This window comes from Streptomyces sp. NPDC088116 (assembly GCF_044741745.1).
GTDB lineage: Bacteria > Actinomycetota > Actinomycetes > Streptomycetales > Streptomycetaceae > Streptomyces.
The window spans coordinates 23080-41241 of sequence record NZ_JBIUTF010000002.1 but is presented as its reverse complement, the minus strand read 5'-3'; the positions used below and the strand labels follow the sequence as shown (position 1 = coordinate 41241).

9 protein-coding genes are annotated in these 18162 nt (G+C 71.3%); 6 read left to right on the top strand and 3 right to left on the bottom strand.

From position 1 onward, the window contains the following. Positions 1-61: 61 nt before the first annotated feature. Positions 62-1804: a serine/threonine-protein kinase gene (locus tag ACIOJD_RS06855; protein ID WP_401909147.1), complete on the bottom strand. Its 1743-nt coding sequence runs from the start codon at positions 1802-1804 to the stop codon at positions 62-64. Between the two features lie 607 nt (positions 1805-2411). On the opposite strand from ACIOJD_RS06855, the gene ACIOJD_RS06850 reads away from it, so the two are divergent. From ACIOJD_RS06850 to ACIOJD_RS06835, 4 genes are all read left to right on the top strand, one after another. Next, positions 2412-6302, top strand: coding sequence for an FHA domain-containing protein (locus ACIOJD_RS06850; protein WP_401909145.1), 3891 nt, complete (start codon positions 2412-2414; stop codon positions 6300-6302). Positions 6303-6497: 195 nt separating this feature from the next. Next, the gene (locus ACIOJD_RS06845) at positions 6498-7913 is read left to right on the top strand and encodes an ABC transporter substrate-binding protein (protein ID WP_401909143.1); all 1416 of its coding nucleotides are present in this window, start codon (positions 6498-6500) and stop codon (positions 7911-7913) included. 4 nt (positions 7914-7917) lie between these two features. After that, positions 7918-9270, top strand: coding sequence for a carbohydrate ABC transporter permease (locus ACIOJD_RS06840; protein WP_401909140.1), 1353 nt, complete (start codon positions 7918-7920; stop codon positions 9268-9270). After that, a complete protein-coding gene (locus ACIOJD_RS06835; RefSeq protein WP_401909139.1) occupies positions 9267-10232 on the top strand; it encodes a carbohydrate ABC transporter permease in 966 nt (321 codons plus the stop codon). Before ACIOJD_RS06840 ends, ACIOJD_RS06835 begins: the two co-directional genes overlap by 4 nt. A gap of 117 nt (positions 10233-10349) precedes the next feature. Here ACIOJD_RS06835 and ACIOJD_RS06830 read toward each other — a convergent pair whose 3' ends face one another. Continuing rightward, positions 10350-11027 (bottom strand): TetR/AcrR family transcriptional regulator, encoded by a 678-nt coding sequence (locus ACIOJD_RS06830; RefSeq protein ID WP_401909136.1) that lies wholly within the window; start codon positions 11025-11027, stop codon positions 10350-10352. 172 nt (positions 11028-11199) lie between these two features. Here ACIOJD_RS06830 and ACIOJD_RS06825 point away from each other — a divergent pair, with 172 nt between their 5' ends. Both ACIOJD_RS06825 and ACIOJD_RS06820 read left to right on the top strand, forming a co-directional pair. Continuing rightward, on the top strand, positions 11200-12162 hold the full coding sequence (locus ACIOJD_RS06825; RefSeq protein WP_401909134.1) for an ABC transporter permease: 963 nt from the start codon (positions 11200-11202) through the stop codon (positions 12160-12162). Next, positions 12155-12955: an ABC transporter ATP-binding protein gene (locus ACIOJD_RS06820; protein WP_401909131.1), complete on the top strand. Its 801-nt coding sequence runs from the start codon at positions 12155-12157 to the stop codon at positions 12953-12955. Before ACIOJD_RS06825 ends, ACIOJD_RS06820 begins: the two co-directional genes overlap by 8 nt. Positions 12956-13035: 80 nt before the next feature. Here ACIOJD_RS06820 and ACIOJD_RS06815 read toward each other — a convergent pair whose 3' ends face one another. Continuing rightward, complete coding sequence (locus ACIOJD_RS06815) at positions 13036-18033, bottom strand: NAD-glutamate dehydrogenase (protein WP_401909129.1); 4998 nt, start codon at positions 18031-18033, stop codon at positions 13036-13038. Positions 18034-18162 lie beyond the last annotated feature (129 nt).

Here is an 18162-nt window from a genome sequence, read left to right as displayed (position 1 = left end):
CCCGGATCATCGCGCGAACCCCGTCCGTCAGGCTTTCGCCTCCGTCAGGCTTTCGCCTCGGTCAGGTCTGCCCGCCGCCACTGGACTCGCCCAACTCCGAGACCCACTTCGAGACGGACGAGACCGCGTCGCTGATCGCGGCCCAGTAGCTCTGGCCGGTGTCGACCCATTCCGGGAGCGGGGTCAGTTCCCAGATGAGCCAGCCCGCGATGATGAGCAGGACGATCGTGAACAGGCAGCCCTTGAGGCAGCCGAGGCCCGGGATCCGCATCGGGTTGGCGCTGCGCTGCCTGGGCTCGCGCGGTGGGCGCGGTTCACGGCGCTGGCGAGGCTCCGGGGGCTGCTGCGGCGGCGCGTACTGCTGTTGCGGGGGCGGGGCGTACTGCTGCTGGGGCGGCGGCGCGTACTGCTGCGGCGGCGGTCCCTGCTGCCCGCGCTGCTGCTGACGCGGGGGCGGCGGCTGCCGGCCCTGGTGCCGCTGCCCCTGGGGCGGTTGCTGTCCCTGCGGAGGCGGGGCGCCCTGCGGGCGGTGCGGGCGGCGGCGCAGCGGGTCCTGGCTCGGGTCGAGGTACTGGACCTGGGTCTGTTCGTTGCGGTCGCGGACGCCCTGCATCTGGTTCTGCCAGGGGTGCGGGCCCTCGGCGTCACCGCCCGGCGGTACGGGTGGCATGACCGAGGTCGGGTCGGCGCCGGACCCGGGTCCGCCCGGACCGGTGGCGGGCATGACGTTGGTCGCCGCGTTCGGGTCGTACGCGCCCGGAGCACCGGGGGCGCCGGGAACGCCGGTGGAGGGCAGGACGCTCGTCGCCGCGCCGGGGTCGTACGAACCGGCGTTGCTCGGCAGTACCTGCGTCGCGTCGGCGGCACCCGGGGTGTCCGGCACCGGCGCGGGCGCCGGGTCCGGCGCGAGCAGCGCGCCGACGCCCATCGCGGCATCGACCTGGGCGGGCGTGGAGTGCACGCCGACGCCGGCGGCGACGGTCCGCAGGGCACGGGCGAGGTTCACGGCGCTGGGCCGCTCGTCCGGGTTCTTGCGCAGGCACCTCTCGATGACCGTCCACAGCGGCTCGGGCACGGTGGAGGGGCGGCGGGGCTCCTCGCTGAGGTGCCGCTGGAGCACCTCCAGTGCGGTCGAGCCGGCGAACGGCGGGCGGCCGGTGACCAGTTCGTACATCAGGATGCCCGCGCCGTAGATGTCCACGGCGGACGTCTGCGGACGGCCCTCGGCGGACTCCGGCGCGACATAGGCGGGGGTGCCGACGAACTCGTGCGTACGGGTCAGGCCCGGGGAGTCCGCGAGGCGCGCGATGCCGAAGTCGGTGAGCATCGGGTGCAGTTGCCCGCCGTCGTCCTTGAGCAGGACGTTGGCGGGCTTGAGGTCCCGGTGTACGACGCTGTCGGCGTGGCTGGCGGCGAGCGCGTCCGCGATCTGGGCGGTCAGCAGAGCCGCCCCGACCGGGCTGAACGGGCCGTTCTCCCGCAGATAGCGGTGCAGGTCGGGGCCCTCGACCAGGTCCATGACGAGCGCGAGGAGATCGCCCTCGACGACCAGGTCGCGGGTCCGCACGATATTGGGGTGGGTGAGGCGGAGCAGGACGGAGCGCTCGCGCAGGAAGCGCATCACCACGTCCGCGTCGTGCGCCAGTTCCTCCTTGAGGACCTTGATCGCCACGGTCTCGCCGGGCTGGCCCGGTACGGCCGCCTCGGCCCCGGCCGTCTCGCGCTGACTGGCTCGCCAGACGGTGCCCGTGGCGCCGCGTCCGAGCGGCTCCTCGAGCAGGTACTTGCTGCCTACGGGCCGCACGTCATGCGCTCCCTGCTGGTCGGGGTCTTCTCAGTCTTCTCATTCGTCCCGGGCGCGCCGGGTCTCCGGCCCACTGTAGACCGGCCGGGAAGTACGTGGAGGCGACGCGTGCCGGACGGATTCCGCCCCGCACACCTCTTCTCCCACCCTGTTTCCGGTCGGTTCGCACCCCGTTTCCGGTCGGTCCGGACCCGAGGATGCCGTGCCGAACAGGTCCACGGCCGGTCATCTTCCGGTCCCGGTCCCGTCCCGCTACGGTCATGGACCGAATACGCGCCGGTCGCGTCCGGAGGAAAGACGTTCACAGCGCCCGGATGGTTGCGGTCCGCCGGTCCCGTCGACCGGTCCGCCGGTCCCGTCGACCGGTCCACAGACGTGACGGAGACGGATGGAGAACGTCGGAGACGATCCCGATCCGCACCGGAACAGCACCTGAAGCGTGACTCGGGCAGGCGCTTTTGCGCCAACAGCAGCCCAATCAAGATCACTTATAGCTGGTCGCCGGGCGTGTTGTCAGCGGCAGGTGCGAAGATGCCCCCAGCACGAGAGGTGTGGAGCGGGGAGTCGCACCGTCCGTGCCGACCTGTACCGGGCGACGCGTCCGTGCGTGGTGGGGGGAATCACAGGGCTCTCCCCTGCCGGGCACCCCGCGCAGAAGGGACCGCTGACGGCGATGCAGATCCGGCTGACCGTCCTCGCGCCGCGCAGCGGCCATACCGCGGGGCGCGCGTGTGACGTGCTCGTCACCGCCCCTGCCGGGACGGCGCTGGCCGCTGTCGCCTCCGGCCTCGCCACGGCGGCCGCGGGACCCGACACCTCGGGCACCGTCGTCCTCTACTCGGGCCGGGAGCGGCTCGACGCCCAGCGCCGCACCCTGGGCGAGCCTCCGCTGATCGACGGAGCGGTGCTCTCCCTCCAGGTCCCCGGCGAGGACGACGCTCCCGCCGAGGACGCCGCGGTCCAGCTCCATGTGGTCGCGGGCCCCGACGCGGGCGGGGTGCACCTGCTGCACGGCGGGCGGGTGCGGATCGGCCGGTCCGCCGACGCCGACGTGCCCCTGGACGATCCGGACGTCTCGCGGCTCCACTGCGCGGTGACGGTCGGCGAGGACGGCCGCGTCTCCGTCGCCGATCTCGGTTCCACGAACGGCACGACACTGGAGGGCGAGGAGGTGGGCGAGCGGCCGGTCCGGCTGGCCCCCGGCGCGCTCCTGCGGCTCGGCGAGTCCGCGCTCCGCCTCACGGCCGGCGACCGCCCGGCCACGCTGCCGACGGCGTCCGACGGCGAGGGCCATCTGCGGATCGCCCGCCCCGGTACGGACGGCTCGGATCCGCTTCCGTACGCAGGCGCGAGCGGTGGTGCGAGCACCGACAGCCGCTCCGGCGCGGGCACCGGCACTCCCGGTGCGCCGGCGGGCACCGCTCACGGAGGTCCGGATCCCACGCGCGCCGGCGGAAGCGGGAGCGGCCGGGCGACGAGCGCGTACGGCTCGGTCGGGTACGGCGCGGACGGCTCGGGTGGACCCGGCTCGGACAGCGCCGGGTCCGGCCGCACGGACGCCCCGGCCGGACCCCGGTACGGCAGCGGTCCGCGTGAACCCGCGACGGCGCACGGCGGGCCCGCCTCCGGCGGCCGGGGCGGGGACGCCCGGGGACGCGGGCCGGGCCATGGCGAGGGCCACACCATCCAGGCGTACGGGCCGAGGGGATCGAGCCCGATCCCGGGCCGGGCCCCGGGTCCGCAGTACGGCGGCCCGCAGTACGGGAACCCACCGGGCGCCCCGCGGGTGCCCGACCCGCGCTCCTCCGACACCCGCCGTTCCGACACCCGCAGCTCAGGTACGCGCGGCCCGGACGCACGCGATTCGGACACCCGCGGCTCGGACACGCACGGTTCCGACGTCCTGGGCTCCGGGGGCCGTGGTCCCGATACGCACTTCGGCCGCGGTTCCGCCCTCGACTCCCCGGACGGTACGCACAGCAGGGCGGCCGGCCCCGGCCGGGCGGACGGCCCCGAGTGGCCGTCGGACGGCGAGTCCGGCGAAGGGCCGCGCCCCCACAGCCGTACGACCGGTACGCGCCGCCAGGGCACGCCCACCCGGGGGACCGAGCTGCCCGACGCCACGGCCCGGCGACGCGGCGGCATAGGCGCCTGGGCCCGGCGGCTCGCCGGTGGCCGTGACGAGGCGGACCTCCCGGAGACCGCTCCCGGCCCCCGGCACCCCGCCGGGTCCCCCGGCCGCGCGCGCCTCAAGGAGACCTGGCCCGATCCGGCCGAGGTACTGCTCACCGCGCTCGGCCCCGGCCCCCGCCTGTGGGAGCGCGACAGCCACCACGCGGAGGCGCTCGTCGTCAGGCTGGGCACGGCGGACCGTCCGGCCGCCGGCGGCGCGAGTTCCGTCCTGGCCGCGGTGCCGGTGACCGTAGGGCTGCGCGAGGCGGGTTCGCTCGGGCTCGCGGGCCCCCGGGAGCGGCTGACGGGGCTGGCCCGCTGGACCGTGGCCCAGCTCACCGCGCTGCACTCGCCGGCCGATCTGGAGATCGTGCTGATCAGCGCGGACCGGTCGAGAAGCCTGGAGCAGCGCAAGCAGGACTGGGCCTGGCTCGGCTGGCTGCCGCACGCACGGCCCTCCCACGGCCAGGACTGCCGGCTGCTGCTCGCCTACGACCGGGACCAGGCGGCCGCGAGGACCGCCGAGCTGTCCCGTCGGCTGGACGACGGGCCACTGGGCCCCGGCTGGGCCTCGGCCGGTGCGGCCGAGGTCGCGCGGGCCGCGGCCCGCCATGACGGGCCGCACACGGTCGTGATCGTGGACGGCGACCCCGGTTCCGCCGCACTGCGCGAGTCGGCGGCGCAGCTGGCCGGTGCCGGATCCGCCGCCGGTATCCATCTCGTCTGCCTCGCCGAGACCCCGGCCGCCTCGCCGCTCTCCCCGGTCGCCGCGACCTACGAGGAGGCGTGCGCGGTCTCGCTCCCCTTCCGGGAGTGCGGGGCCGTCGCCCTGCTGAGCGGCGATGTGGCCACCGCGCTGCGGCTGTTGCGTACGGCGGTGGGGCAGCCCGCCGGGCATGGCACGGTCGCCGTCGTGGACGCGGTGTCCCCGGCCTGGGCCGACCGTTTCGCACGGGCGCTGGCGCCGCTGCGCGCGGCGGCCGGAAGCGGCCGGGGACGCCCCGCCGCGGTCCTGCCGCAATCGGCCAGGCTGCTGGACGAGTTGGGGCTGGCCCGTGCCACCCCGGCGTCCCTGATGGCCCGTTGGGCGTCCGCCGCGGACCGCACGGGCGACTGTACGGCCGTCCTCGGTGCCGGACCGCACGGACCGGTGAGCGTCGATCTGACGGACGAGGGCCCGCATCTGCTGATCGAGGGCCCGGCGGGCAGTGGCCGTACGGAGCTGCTGCGTTCCGTCGCCGCCTCCCTGTCCGCCGCCGGCCGGCCCGACCGGCTGGGGCTGCTGCTGGTCGACGGCGCCGGGGGCGAGCGGGGCGAGGGGCTGTCGGCCTGTACGGAACTGCCGCATGTGACCGATCATCTGGTCGCCTCCGACCCGGTGAGAATGCGCCATTTCGCGCAGGCGCTGGGGGCCGAGCTGAAGCGGCGTGCCGAGTTGCTCGGGCGGCTGGATTTCACCGAGTGGCACAGCCGTCCCGAGGTGTCGGACCGGGTGATCGGCCGGCGCGCGCCGAGCGCCGCCGAGCAACGGGCGGCACGGCGGGGCGAGTCGCGTACGGACCAGCTCCGTACGGAACAGCGCGTGGACCAGCTCCGCGCGGACCCACCCGGCCCGGAGCAGCAGCGCGTGGAGCAGTTGGGCGATCAGCGCGACGAGCCGGATTCCCAGACCCGCGGCACCCTCAGGCTCCGGACCACGTCGTTCCGTACGGAACAGACCCGTACCGAACAGACCCGCACGGAACAAGCCCGCACGGATCAGGCCCGTGCGACGGACCAGCCCCAGGGGATCGCGTCCCTGCCCCGGCTCGTCGTGCTCGTCGACGACTTCGACGCCCTTGTCGCGCCCGCGCTCGGCAGTCCGGGGCGGCCCGCCGCCGGTTCCGTCGTACGGGCCCTGGAGGCCGTGGCCCGGGAGGGCGAGCGTCTCGGCGTGCATCTCGTCGCGACCTCGGCCCGCCCGGACCGTACGGTCGACACGGAGCTGGCGCAGGGCGCGCGGCTGAGGGTCGTACTGGACACGCCGCCCGCCGTGCCCGCACCCGACGAACCGGCGCCGGGCCGGGGCCGCCTGGGCCATCCGGACGGCCGGGTCACGCCGTTCCAGGGCGGCCGGGTCACCGGCCGTATTCCGCGTACGGGGACCCTGCGGCCCACCGTGGTGGTGCTGGAGTGGGAGCGGATGGGCGACCCGCCGACCCGCCGGCCGGTCAGGGAGCTGGGCAACGGTCCGACCGATCTGGCGCTGCTCGCGAGCGCCCTGGAGCGGGCCGCGCGATCGGTCGACGCCGTCCCTGTCACACCACTGGACCCGGCTCGCCCATGAAGATCCCTTTACGTCCCTCGGACGACGTCACGAGCCCATCACGATCACCGAGTTGAGACCTGATCCGCTATTGCGGCGCCCGGTCACGCGGCGTAGGACTGTGCGCACGGGACGCGAGCAGAGCCGCCACGTCACGGCCGCGACGCCGGTCCCGTATGCGTTGATCCATACGCACACGGGAGAGACGGGGCAGTAATGCGCACAACTCGCGGAGCAGGCAAGACTCTTGGCACCGCCGGTGCCGGCACCAGCAGCAGGGCCGCCGGTACCGGTACGCGCAGAGCGGCGGTGGCGGCCGTGGCCGCCGGCGCCCTGGCCCTCACCGGCTGCGGCGGTTCCGAGGACGGCAAGGGCTCGGACGACGGGGCAAGCAAGGAACCCGCCGTGACGGTCCAACTGCCCAAGCTGACCGGCGAGAACATCCAGGTCGCGGCCGTCTGGACCGGCCCCGAGCAGGCGAACTTCACCAAGGTCCTGAGCGAGTTCGAGAAACGCACCGGCGCGAAGGTCACCTTCGTCCCCGCCCAGGACCCGATCGTCAACTTCCTCGGCACGAAGATCGCCGGTGGCAGCCCGCCGGACATCGCGATGCTGCCGCAGGTCGGCGCGATCCAGCAGGCCGTCCAGAAGAAGTGGGCCAAGCCGGCCGGAGCGGCCACCAAGGCCCAGCTCGCGAAGAACTACGGCAAGGGCTGGCGGGACCTCGGCGCGGTGGACGGCACGCAGTACGGCGTGTATTTTAAGGCCGCCAACAAGTCCCTGGTCTGGTACAACAACACGGCGTTCGAGAACGCGGGCGCGTCGGCCCCCAAGACCTGGAAGGACTTCCTGTCGACGGCCGAGACGATCTCCGCCTCCGGAGTCACCCCGGTCTCGGTCGCGGGCGCGGACGGCTGGACCCTCACCGACTGGTTCGAGAACATCTACCTCTCCCAGGCGGGCCCGGAGAAGTACGACCAGCTGGCCCAGCACACGATCAAGTGGACCGACCCCTCGGTGAAGGAGGCGCTGACCACGCTCGGTCAGCTCTTCGGCAAGCCGAGTCTGATCGCGGGCGGCGCGGACGGGGCGCTCCAGACGGAGTTCCCCGCGTCCGTCACCCAGACCTTCACCGGCGGCGACCAGCCCAAGGGCGCGATGGTCTTCGAGGGTGACTTCGTCGGCGTCAACATCGGCGAGACCGAGGCCAAGATCGGTACGGACGCGAAGGTCTTCCCGTTCCCGGCGGTCGGCGCCGACTCCCCCGTGGTGACGGGCGGCGACGCGGCCGTGGCGCTCAAGGACACCAAGGGAGCGCAGGCGCTGCTGACGTTCCTGGCGTCCACCGACGCCGCGAGGATCTGGGCCGAGGCGGGCGGCTTCGTCTCGCCGAACAAGTCCCTGGACACCGCCTCGTATCCGAACGACGTCCAGCGCGACATCGCCGAGGCGCTGATCGCGGCGGGCGACGATTTCCGCTTCGACATGTCGGACCAGATGCCGCAGTCGTTCGGGGGGACGCCCGGCAAGGGCGAGTGGAAGGCGCTCCAGGACTTCCTGAAGAACCCGAAGGACGTCGCGGGGGCCCAGCGACAGCTTGAGTCGGCCGCCGCCAAGGCGTACCGGAGCTGACGCGATGACATCGGCGAACAAGGCCACGGGAAGCACCGCGCCGGTGCTTCCCGTCACGGAAAAACGTCAGAGCGTGACCGGCACACGCAAGCTCGTCGCGGCCGGTTTCCTGCTGCCCGCGCTGGTGCTGCTGGGCGCGCTCGTGGTCTACCCGATCGGGTTCTCGGTCTACCGCTCCTTCTTCGACAAGTCCGGCGACGGCTTCGCCGGGCTCGACAACTACATCGAGATATTCACCGACGACACCATCCTCACCGCGGTCAAGAACAACGCGATCTGGGTGATCGTGGCGCCCACGGTCGCCACGGCGCTCGGTCTGATCTTCGCCGTACTCACCGAACGGGTGCGCTGGGGAACGGCGTTCAAGCTGATCGTCTTCATGCCGATGGCGATCTCGATGCTCGCCGCGGGCATCATCTTCCGGCTGGTGTACGAGCAGGATCCGAACCGCGGTGTCGCCAACGCCGTCTGGGTCGGGGTGCACGACACCTTCAACGAGTCGGCCGGCTTCCCCAAGGCCCATCCGCTGCCGGTGCATCCGCTGAAGGCGGGGGACGGCGGTTCGTTCCTCACCAAGGAGCCGGTGAGCGCGCACGCCGAGGTCCAGCTGCCGCTGGTGGGGGTGGCCCCGGCGAAGATGCCGTCGGACGCGCAGCCGGCCAAGGCCGCGAAGCCCGAGGACGGCCGGGTCACCGGGACCGCCTGGCTCGACTTCACCAGGGGCGGCGGTGGGAAGCCCAATGTCGTCGACGCCAAGGAGCTGGGCCTCAAGGGCATCAAGGTCGAGGCGGTCAAGGACGGCAAGGTCGTGGCCTCCACGACAGCGGGCGCGGACGGTACGTTCAGCCTTCCTCAGGCGGCCGACGGCGCGCAGTTGAAACTGCCCGGGAGCAACTTCCGGGAGCCGTACAACGGCGTGGACTGGCTCGGTCCCTCGCTCGTCACTCCCGCCGTCATCGGCAGCTACCTGTGGATGTGGGCGGGGTTCGCGATGGTGCTGATCGCGGCGGGCCTGGCGAGCGTGCCACGCGAACTCATGGAGGCCGCCCGGGTGGACGGCGCGAGCGAGTGGCAGGTCTTCCGCCGGATCACGGTACCGCTGCTGGCTCCGGTCCTGGCCGTCGTCATGGTCACGCTGATGATCAATGTGCTGAAGATCTTCGACTTGGTCCTGATCATTCCACCGGGCTCGTCCCAGGACGACGCGAACGTGCTGGCGCTCCAGCTCTACCGCTCGTCGTTCGGTACGGACGCGGATCTCGGCGTGGGCAGCGCCATCGCCGTACTGCTGCTCCTGCTGGTGATCCCGGTGATGCTGTTCAACGTACGGAGGATGCGAAGGGAGACGCGCCGATGACCACGAACGATGACGGTACGAGGGTCGCGGCGCAGTCGAAGACGGTCACGGCGGCAGAGAAGGCCGGAGCTGTCGGAGCTGTCGGGACGCATGAGGGAGTGGTCAAGGCCGAGCAGTCCCTCGGGAGCCGGATCGCGGCCCGCGCGGGCGGCGGGGTGGTGCGGGTCTTCCTGATGCTGGTCGGCCTGTTCTGGCTGATGCCCACGATCGGTCTGCTGCTCTCCTCGCTGCGCGACTCCACGGACATCGCAGCGAGCGGCTGGTGGAAGGTCTTCACCGCGCCCGCCGAGCTGACCACCGCGAACTACTCGCAGCTCCTCGACAACGACATCATCACCAACTCCCTGCTCTCCACGATCGTGATCACCGTCCCCTCGACCCTCCTGGTCGTGGTGATCGGCTCACTCGCCGGATACGCCTTCGCCTGGATGGACTTCCCCGGACGCGACTGGTGGTTCCTGGTGGTCGTCGGACTGCTGGTGGTGCCGGTGCAGGTCGCGCTGATCCCGGTCTCGAAGCTGTTCGGTGCAATCGGCATCTTCGAGACGACGTTCGGCGTGATCCTCTTCCATGTCGCCTTCGGTCTGCCCTTCGCGATCTTCCTGCTACGGAACTTCTTCGCGGAGATCCCGCGAGAGCTGCTGGAGGCGGCCCGGCTGGACGGCGCGGGCGAGATACGGCTGTTCACACGGGTCGTGATGCCGCTCGGCGGTCCCGCGATCGCCTCGCTCGGGATCTTCCAGTTCCTCTGGGTCTGGAACGACATGCTGGTGGCGCTGATCTTCGCGGACTCCAAGAATCCGCCGATCACCGTCGCGCTCCAGCAGCAGGTACGGCAGTTCGGCAACAACATCGATGTGCTGGCGCCCGGCGCTTTCGTCTCGATGGTGATTCCGCTGGTCGTGTTCTTCGCGTTCCAGCGGCAGTTCGTGACGGGCGTGATGGCGGGAGCCGTCAAATAGCCGTGTGACAGGTGCTGTTGATACGGGAGCTGATACGGCGAGTTGATGCAGCGAGTTGATACAGGCAGTTGATACAGGGAGGGGCGGCCGCCGCGACGGCCGTCCCTCCCTGTCACGTCACCTCGGTGGTCGGCGGCTGAGCGCGGCCACCGCCGAGGCCGCCAGGTCGTCCAGATACCCCTTGGGCAGATCGCCACGGACCACCACCAGCCGCCAGTAGAGCGGTCCGACGATCAGATCCAGCGCCCGGTCGGCGTCCGCGCCTTCGGGAAGCTCCCCGCGTTCGACCGCCGCGCGGACGATCACCGCCGCGATGCCCTGCTGCCCGTCCAGCAGCGCCGCCTTGATCGCGTCCGAGATCTCGGGGTGGCGGGCCGCCTCCACCAGCAGATCCGGGATGACCTGCGAGGCGACCGGGTGGCGCAGGGCGTGGGAGGCGACTTCCAGCAGCGCGCGGACGTCGCCGTACAGCGAGCCGGTCGCGGGGGCGGGCAGCCCCTGCGCGGCGAACGCGGAGACCAGGTCGAGGACGAGCGCGAGCTTGGACTTCCAGCGGCGGTAGACGGCGGTCTTGCCGACACCGGCGCGGCGGGCGATGCCCTCGATGGACATCCGGGCGAAGCCGACCGCGGCCAGTTCCTCGAAGACGGCGGTGCGGATGGCGTCGGTCACGTCCTCGCGGAGCACGGCGGCGCCTGCGGGGGCGCGGCGCGGGGCGCGCGGGTCCGCGGACCGGGGGCCGGCGGTCCGGGGGCCGGCGGTCCGGGAGTCGGTAGTCCGGGGGTCGGTAGTCATCGGCACCGAGCATAGCGCCACGGCGACGTCACAACGAAACGGTTGCGTTGCGACGTAACCCGTCCTACCTTTGCCGTTACGACGATACGGACCCGTCCCGTCGTAAGTGATGCCTCAGCCGCGACAGGAGCGACCAGCACCAGCGCGACACCCAGCGACGAACGTGAGCCCGATGATCACACCGACCGCACCGGTCCCGGACCCCTCCCCGGACCGCGCCCAGGCGCCCGCCCGTAACCCCACCGCCGCCACCAAGACCGGGACCGAGACCGACTTCAGCGCCCTCGCCGCACGCCACGGGCTCACCGTGAGCGGCGCCCGGCCGACGCTGCCCGTGTACGTACGGCAGCTCTGGTCACGGCGGCACTTCATCACCGCCTTCGCCACCGCCCGGCTGACCTCGCAGTACAGCCAGGCAAAGCTCGGCCAGATCTGGCAGATCATGACCCCGCTGCTCAACGCGACGGTCTACTACTTCATCTTCGGCGTACTGCTCCAGACCAAGCGCGACATACCGGACTTCATCCCGTTCCTGGTGACCGGCGTCTTCATCTGGACGTTCACCTCGAACTCGATCACGGCGGGCACCCGCGCGATCTCCGGCAATCTCGGCCTCGTACGCGCCCTGCACTTCCCCCGCGCCTCCTTGCCGATGGCGCTCGCCCTCCAGCAGCTCCAGCAACTGCTCTTCTCCATGGGCGCGCTGGTCGTGATCCTGGTCTGTTTCGGCCAGTACCCCGGGCCCGCCTGGCTGCTCGCGCTGCCGGCCCTGCTGCTCCAGTCGCTGTTCAACATGGGCCTCTCGATGGCCGTGGCGAGGCTGGCCGCCAAGACTCCGGACATCGCCCAGCTGATGCCGTTCCTGCTGCGCACCTGGATGTACGTCTCCGGCGTGATGTTCAGCGTCGACCGCGTGACGAAGGGCGACGGCCTGCCGCATGTCGTGGCGGTGGCGCTGCAATGCAACCCGGCCGCCGTCTACATCGACCTGATGCGCTTCGCGCTCGTCGACAGCTACACCGCCGGTCAACTGCCCCCGCATGTCTGGGCCATCGCCGCCGGCTGGGCGCTGCTCGCCGGAGCCGGCGGATTCCTGTTCTTCTGGAAAGCCGAGGAGGAGTACGGCCGTGGCTGACTCACCCCCCGATCCCGTCCCGTCAACCCCCGATGCCGTCCCGACCGTCGTCGCCGACGGCGTCCACATCACCTATACGGTCCACGGCACCCGCGGCGGCCGGGGCAGCGCCACCTCCGCCCTGAGCCGCATCGTGTCGCGGCGCGGCACCCCCGGAGCGCGCGAGGTGCACGCCGTACGGGGCGTCAGCTTCGCCGCGTACAAGGGCGAGGCGATCGGGCTGATCGGCTCCAACGGGTCCGGCAAGTCGACCCTGCTCAAGGCCGTCGCCGGACTGCTGCCCACAGCTCGGGGCAGGGTCTTCACCCGGGGCCGGCCCTCGCTCCTCGGCGTCAACGCGGCGCTGATGAGCGACCTGACCGGGGAACGCAATGTCATCCTCGGCGGGCTGGCGATGGGCATGTCGCGCGAGCAGGTCCGGGCACGCTACGACGACATCGTGGAGTTCTCCGGAATCAACGAGAAGGGCGACTTCATCTCCCTGCCGATGCGGACGTACTCCTCGGGCATGGGCGCCCGGCTGCGCTTCTCGATCGCCGCCGCCAAGAGCCATGAGGTCCTGCTGATCGACGAGGCACTGTCCACCGGCGACGCCCGGTTCCAGCGCCGCAGCCAGGAACGCATCGCCGAACTGCGCGAACGGGCGGGCACGGTCTTCCTGGTCAGCCACAGCAACAAGACGATCACCGAGACCTGCGACCGGGCGCTCTGGCTGGAGTCGGGGACGCTGCGGATGGACGGCCCGGCGGCGGAAGTCGTCGCGGCGTACGAGGAGTTCACCGGCAAGAAGTAACCCCGTACGCACAGGGGCGCCCGGCTCGTCACGAGCCGGGCGCCCCTCCTGTCACTCCGGATCCCTCATGTCGCTCCGGATCAGCGGTGCGTACGCAGCAGCGTCCTCATCGTCCGCATCGCGACCGACAGATTCGCCAGGTCGAACGCGTCCGAACTCTGGATCTCCTCCAGCGTGGCCCGCGAACGGCCCAGGATCGCGGCGTTCTTCTGCTCCCACGCCTTGAAGCGCTCCTCGGGCGTCGAACTGCCGTCGCCCACGGTCAGGACGTCCGATGTCAGCCCGGCGTGCGCCGCGTACAGATCCTCGCGGATGGAGGCGCGGGCCATGGACTGCCAGCGATCCGCCCGCGGCAGCTCCACGATCCGGTCCATCAGCTGGCTGATCCGCAGCCGGTCACCGAGGTCGTAGTACACCTCGGCGACGGCCAGCGGGTCCTGTTCCGTACGGTCGGCGATCGCCACGATGTCGAGCGTCGGGAAGGCGGACGAGAAGCCGGCGACCCGCAGCGCGAGTTCCTCGGGCACGCCCGCGCCGGTCAGCTCCGTCAGGATGCCCTGGTACCAGTCCAGTTCGGGCCCGCGCAGCATCGTGGGCAGCTGCGCCCAGACCCGCTCCACGCCCGCGGCGAAGAACTCGATGGTCTCGGCGATCTCCAGGGGCTGCGGCCGGTTGCCCAGCAGCCAGCGCGTACCGCGCTCCACCAGCCGGCGCGAGTGCAGCCGGATCCGGGTCTGGACACCGGCCGCGACCTGGTTGTCCAGCGCCTCGACAGCGTCCCAGACACCGTTCAGCCCGAAGATCTCCCGGGCCGCCGTCTGCGCCCGTACGATCTCCTCGATCGACGCCCCGGTCTCCTCGCGCAGCCGGTGCAGGAAGGTCGAACCACCGGTGTTGACGGTGTCGTTGACCAGCACCGTCGTAATGATCTCGCGGCGCAGCGCGTGCGCGTCGATCTGCTCGGCGAACTGCTTCATCAGCGCTTCGGGGAAGTACGCGTGCAGCAGCTTGCGCAGGTACGGGTCGTCCGGCAGCTCCGTGTGGATCAGCTCCTCCGCCACCGTGATCTTGGTGTAGGCGAGCAGCACCGCGAGTTCGGGCTGGGACAGGCCCCTGCCGGAGTTGAGCAGTTCCCGGATCTGCCGTTCGGTCGGCAGGAACTCCAGCGCCCTGTTGAGGTCCCCGTCCCGCACGAGGCGCCGCATGAACCGCTGGTGGGCGTGGAGGAGGGAGGGCGCCTGGGCGGAGGCGTTGGCGAGCGCGGTGTTCTGCGCGTAGTTGTTGCGCAGGACCAGCGCGCCGACCTCGTCGGTCATCGCGGCGAGCAGCTTGTTGCGCTGCTTGACGGTCATGTCGCCTTCGGTGACCAGGCCGTTGAGCAGGATCTTGATGTTCACCTCGTGGTCGGAGGTGTCCACGCCCGCGCTGTTGTCGATGGCGTCGGTGTTGACCTTGCCGCCGTCACCGCCGGCGCCGAGCCGGGCGAACTCGATCCGGCCGAGCTGGGTCAGCCCCAGGTTGCCGCCCTCGCCGACGACCTTGACCCGCAGGTCCTCGCCGTTGACGCGGATCGCGTCGTTGGCCTTGTCACCGACGTCGGCGTCCGTCTCGGTGGAGGCCTTGACGTACGTACCGATGCCGCCGTTCCACAGCAGGTCGACGGGGGCCTGGAGGATCGCCTTCATCAGGTCGGCGGGCGTCAGCTTGGTGACACCGGCCTCGATGCCGAGGGCCTCGCGCACATGCGTGTTGACGGGGATCGACTTGGCGCTGCGGGGATGGATGCCGCCGCCCTGCGAGAGCAGGGACTTGTCGTAATCCGCCCATGAGGAGCGCGGCAGCTCGAACAGGCGGCGGCGCTCGGCGTACGAGGTGGCCGAGTCCGGGTGCGGGTCGAGGAAGATGTGCCGGTGGTCGAAGGCCGCGACGAGCCGGATGTGCTCGGAGAGCAGCATGCCGTTGCCGAACACGTCACCGGACATGTCGCCGACACCGACGACCGTGAAGTCCTGGGTCTGGGTGTCGTGGCCGAGTTCGCGGAAGTGCCGCTCGACCGACACCCAGGCACCGCGTGCGGTGATGCCCATGCCCTTGTGGTCGTAGCCCGCGCTGCCGCCGGAGGCGAAGGCATCCCCGAGCCAGAAGTCGTAGGCGACAGCGACCTCGTTGGCGATGTCGGAGAAGCTCGCGGTGCCCTTGTCGGCGGCGACGACCAGATACGTGTCCTCCCCGTCGTGGCGGACCACGTCGGACGGCGGCACGACCTCGCCCGCGACCATGTTGTCCGTGATGTCGAGCAGGGCCGAGATGAAGATCTTGTACGAGGCGATGCCCTCGGCGAGCCAGGCGTCCCGGTCCGCGGCCGGGTCGGGCAGCTGCTTGGCGACGAAGCCGCCCTTGGCGCCGACGGGCACGATCACCGTGTTCTTCACCATCTGCGCCTTGACCAGGCCGAGCACCTCCGTACGGAAGTCCTCGCGCCGGTCGGACCAGCGCAGACCACCGCGGGCGACCTTGCCGAAGCGCAGGTGGACGCCCTCGACGCGCGGGGAGTACACCCAGATCTCGTACGCGGGCCGGGGCGCGGGCAGGTCGGGAATGGCCCGCGGGTCGAACTTCATCGACACATAGCTGTGCTGCCCGCCGTCCTGCGACTTCTGGAAGAAGTTGGTCCGCAGGGTGGCCTTGACGAGGGTGAGGAAGGACCGCAGGATCCGGTCCTCGTCCAGGCTCGCGACCTGGTCCAGGGCGCCGTCCAGCTCCTCCAGCATCGCCTCGGTCAGCTCCGTACCGGCGCGCTGGCGGCCGGGCGACATCCGGGCCTCGAAGAGGGAGACCAGCAGCCGGGTGGTGTGGACGTTGGTACGGAGGGTGTCCTCCATGTAGTCCTGGCTGAAGGTCGAGCCGGACTGGCGCAGGTACTTGGCGTACGCGCGCAGCACCATCGCCTGCCGCCAGTCCAGACCGGCCCGCAGCACGAGCGCGTTGAAGCCGTCGTTCTCCGCGGCCCCGGTCCAGACGGCGGCGAACGCGTCCTGGAAACGCTCGCGGTCGTCCTCGGTCAGGTAGTCGCCACCCGCGCCACCGCCCGGGGGCATCCGCAGGCCGAAGTCGTAGATCCAGGCGTGGGTACGGTCCGAGCAGCGCAGCTCGTACGGACGCTCGTCGACGACCTCGACACCGAGCCGCTGGAGCACCGGGAGGACGGCCGAGAGCGAGACCTGCTCGCCGGAGCGGTAGATCTTGAAACGCCGCTCGCCGGGACCGGCGTCGACGGGCTCGTACAGGGAGAGCGAGAAGTCCTTCTCCGCCTGGGCGAGCGCCTCCAGATGGGCGAGGTCGGCGACGGCGGCCCGCGGAGAGTGGTCAGCCTTGTAGCCCTCGGGGAAGGCGTTGCCGTACCGGCGCAGCAGTTCGGCGGCGCGCTCCTCGCCGCATTCGGCGTTCAGCGCCTCGCCGAACGCGTCGGCCCAGGAGCGTGCGGCCTCGACCAGCCGGGCCTCGATACGGTCCGCGTCGGCGTCCGTGAGCTTGGTCAGCGCGGTGCCCGGCGGGACCCGGACCACGAAGTGCAGCCTGGAGAGGATCGATTCTGTATTCCAGGCGGTGAAGTCGACGCTGGTCCCGCCGAGCTCCTCCTTGAGGATGTCGACCAGCCGGAGCCGGACCCCCGTGGTGTAGCGATCACGCGGCAGGTAGACGAGGGCCGAGTAGTAGCGCCCGTACTCGTCCTGGCGGAGGTAGAGCCGCAGCCGCCTGCGCTCCTGGAGGTAGAGCACGCTGGTGACGATCGAACGGAGCTGGTCGACGGGCGTCTGGAACAGCTCGTCGCGCGGGTACGTCTCCAGGATCTGGAGCAGATCGCGGCCGTCGTGGCTGTTGGGCGAGAAGCCCGCGCCCTCCAGGACCTCGGCGACCTTGCGGCGGATCACCGGGACCCGGCGCACGGACTCGGTGTACGCGGCCGAGGAGAAGAGCCCCAGGAAGCGCCTCTCGCCGACGACATTGCCCTTGTCGTCGAACTTCTTCACCCCGACGTAGTCGAGGTAACCGGGCCGGTGGACGGTCGCGCGGCTGTTGGCCTTGGTGAGGATGAGCAGCTTGTGCTCACGGGCCTTGGCGCGGGCGTCGGCGGGCAGCCGGCTGAAGGAGGGACTGACCGGGTGATCGTCGTCCTCGTTGTGCTTGGGGTCGGAACGCAGGACACCGAGCCCGGTGCCCGGCACTGCGGCCAGGACATCGGTGTCCGTCAGCTGATACTCGCGGTAACCGAGGAAGGTGAAGTGATCCGCGGCGAGCCAGCGCAGCAGCTCCCGGGCCTCGTAGACCTCCTGGTCGCGCAGATCGTCCGCGATCGGCTCGTCGGCGAGCTCATCGGCGATGCGCAGCGCGGAGTCGCGCATCTTCTCCCAGTCCTCAACGGTCTCGCGAACGTCGGACAGAACGCGCAGCAGGTCGGAGGTGATCTGCTTCAGGTCGCCGCGGTCGCTCTCGCGGTCGACCTCGACATGGATCCAGGACTCGGTGAGCGCGTCGTGCGGGCGCTCCTCGGCGGCCGTCCCCTCGGGCAGCACCTCGATCAGCTTGCCGGTGACATCACGGCGTACGGCGATCTGCGGGTGGATCACGGCATGGATGCCGCGGCTCTGCCGGGAGAGCTCGTTGGTGACGGAGTCGACCAGGAACGGCATGTCGTCGGTGACGACCTCGACCACGGAGTGGCTGCACGTCCAGCCGTTCTCCTCGACCGTCGGGGTGTGCACCCGTACGTTGGCCGTCCCCTGCGGGCGGTGCGCGGCCAGCCGGTAGTGCGACTGCGCGGCACCGAAGACATCCACGGGGTCACGGCCGACCAGATCCTCCGGAGCCGTGTGCAGGTAGTAGCGCTGGAGGTACGCGAGGAGCGTCTCCCGGTCGGGGCCACCACCCCCGTCGCCGGACCCGCCGGCTCCGGCCGGGGCCGCGCTCTTGCGGGAGCTGCCCACTGGCCCCCCGGCACCCCCCACCGGGCTGTTCTCAGCGACCCGGGCCGCCTGTTCGAGCAGCTCGGCCTTGGCTTCGTCCAGCTTGGTCTGCATGTCCTCTGGCTCCTGTCGCGCGCCGTTGCGTGACGTAGGTGAAGGATGCGACACAACGCCACGACGCGGGGTTTCCGCTCGGAGTCGACGTTATGCCGCGGCGGAAGATGTCCGGGGCTTTATTTGCCA

Coding starts and splice junctions, on each gene's coding strand:
- ACIOJD_RS06825 (WP_401909134.1), top strand. CDS start 11,200: ATGATCACACCGACCGCACCGGTCCCGGACCCCTCCCCGGACCGCGCC.
- ACIOJD_RS06815 (WP_401909129.1), bottom strand. CDS start 18,033: ATGCAGACCAAGCTGGACGAAGCCAAGGCCGAGCTGCTCGAACAGGCG.
- ACIOJD_RS06845 (WP_401909143.1), top strand. CDS start 6,498: ATGCGCACAACTCGCGGAGCAGGCAAGACTCTTGGCACCGCCGGTGCC.
- ACIOJD_RS06835 (WP_401909139.1), top strand. CDS start 9,267: ATGACCACGAACGATGACGGTACGAGGGTCGCGGCGCAGTCGAAGACG.
- ACIOJD_RS06840 (WP_401909140.1), top strand. CDS start 7,918: ATGACATCGGCGAACAAGGCCACGGGAAGCACCGCGCCGGTGCTTCCC.
- ACIOJD_RS06830 (WP_401909136.1), bottom strand. CDS start 11,027: ATGACTACCGACCCCCGGACTACCGACTCCCGGACCGCCGGCCCCCGG.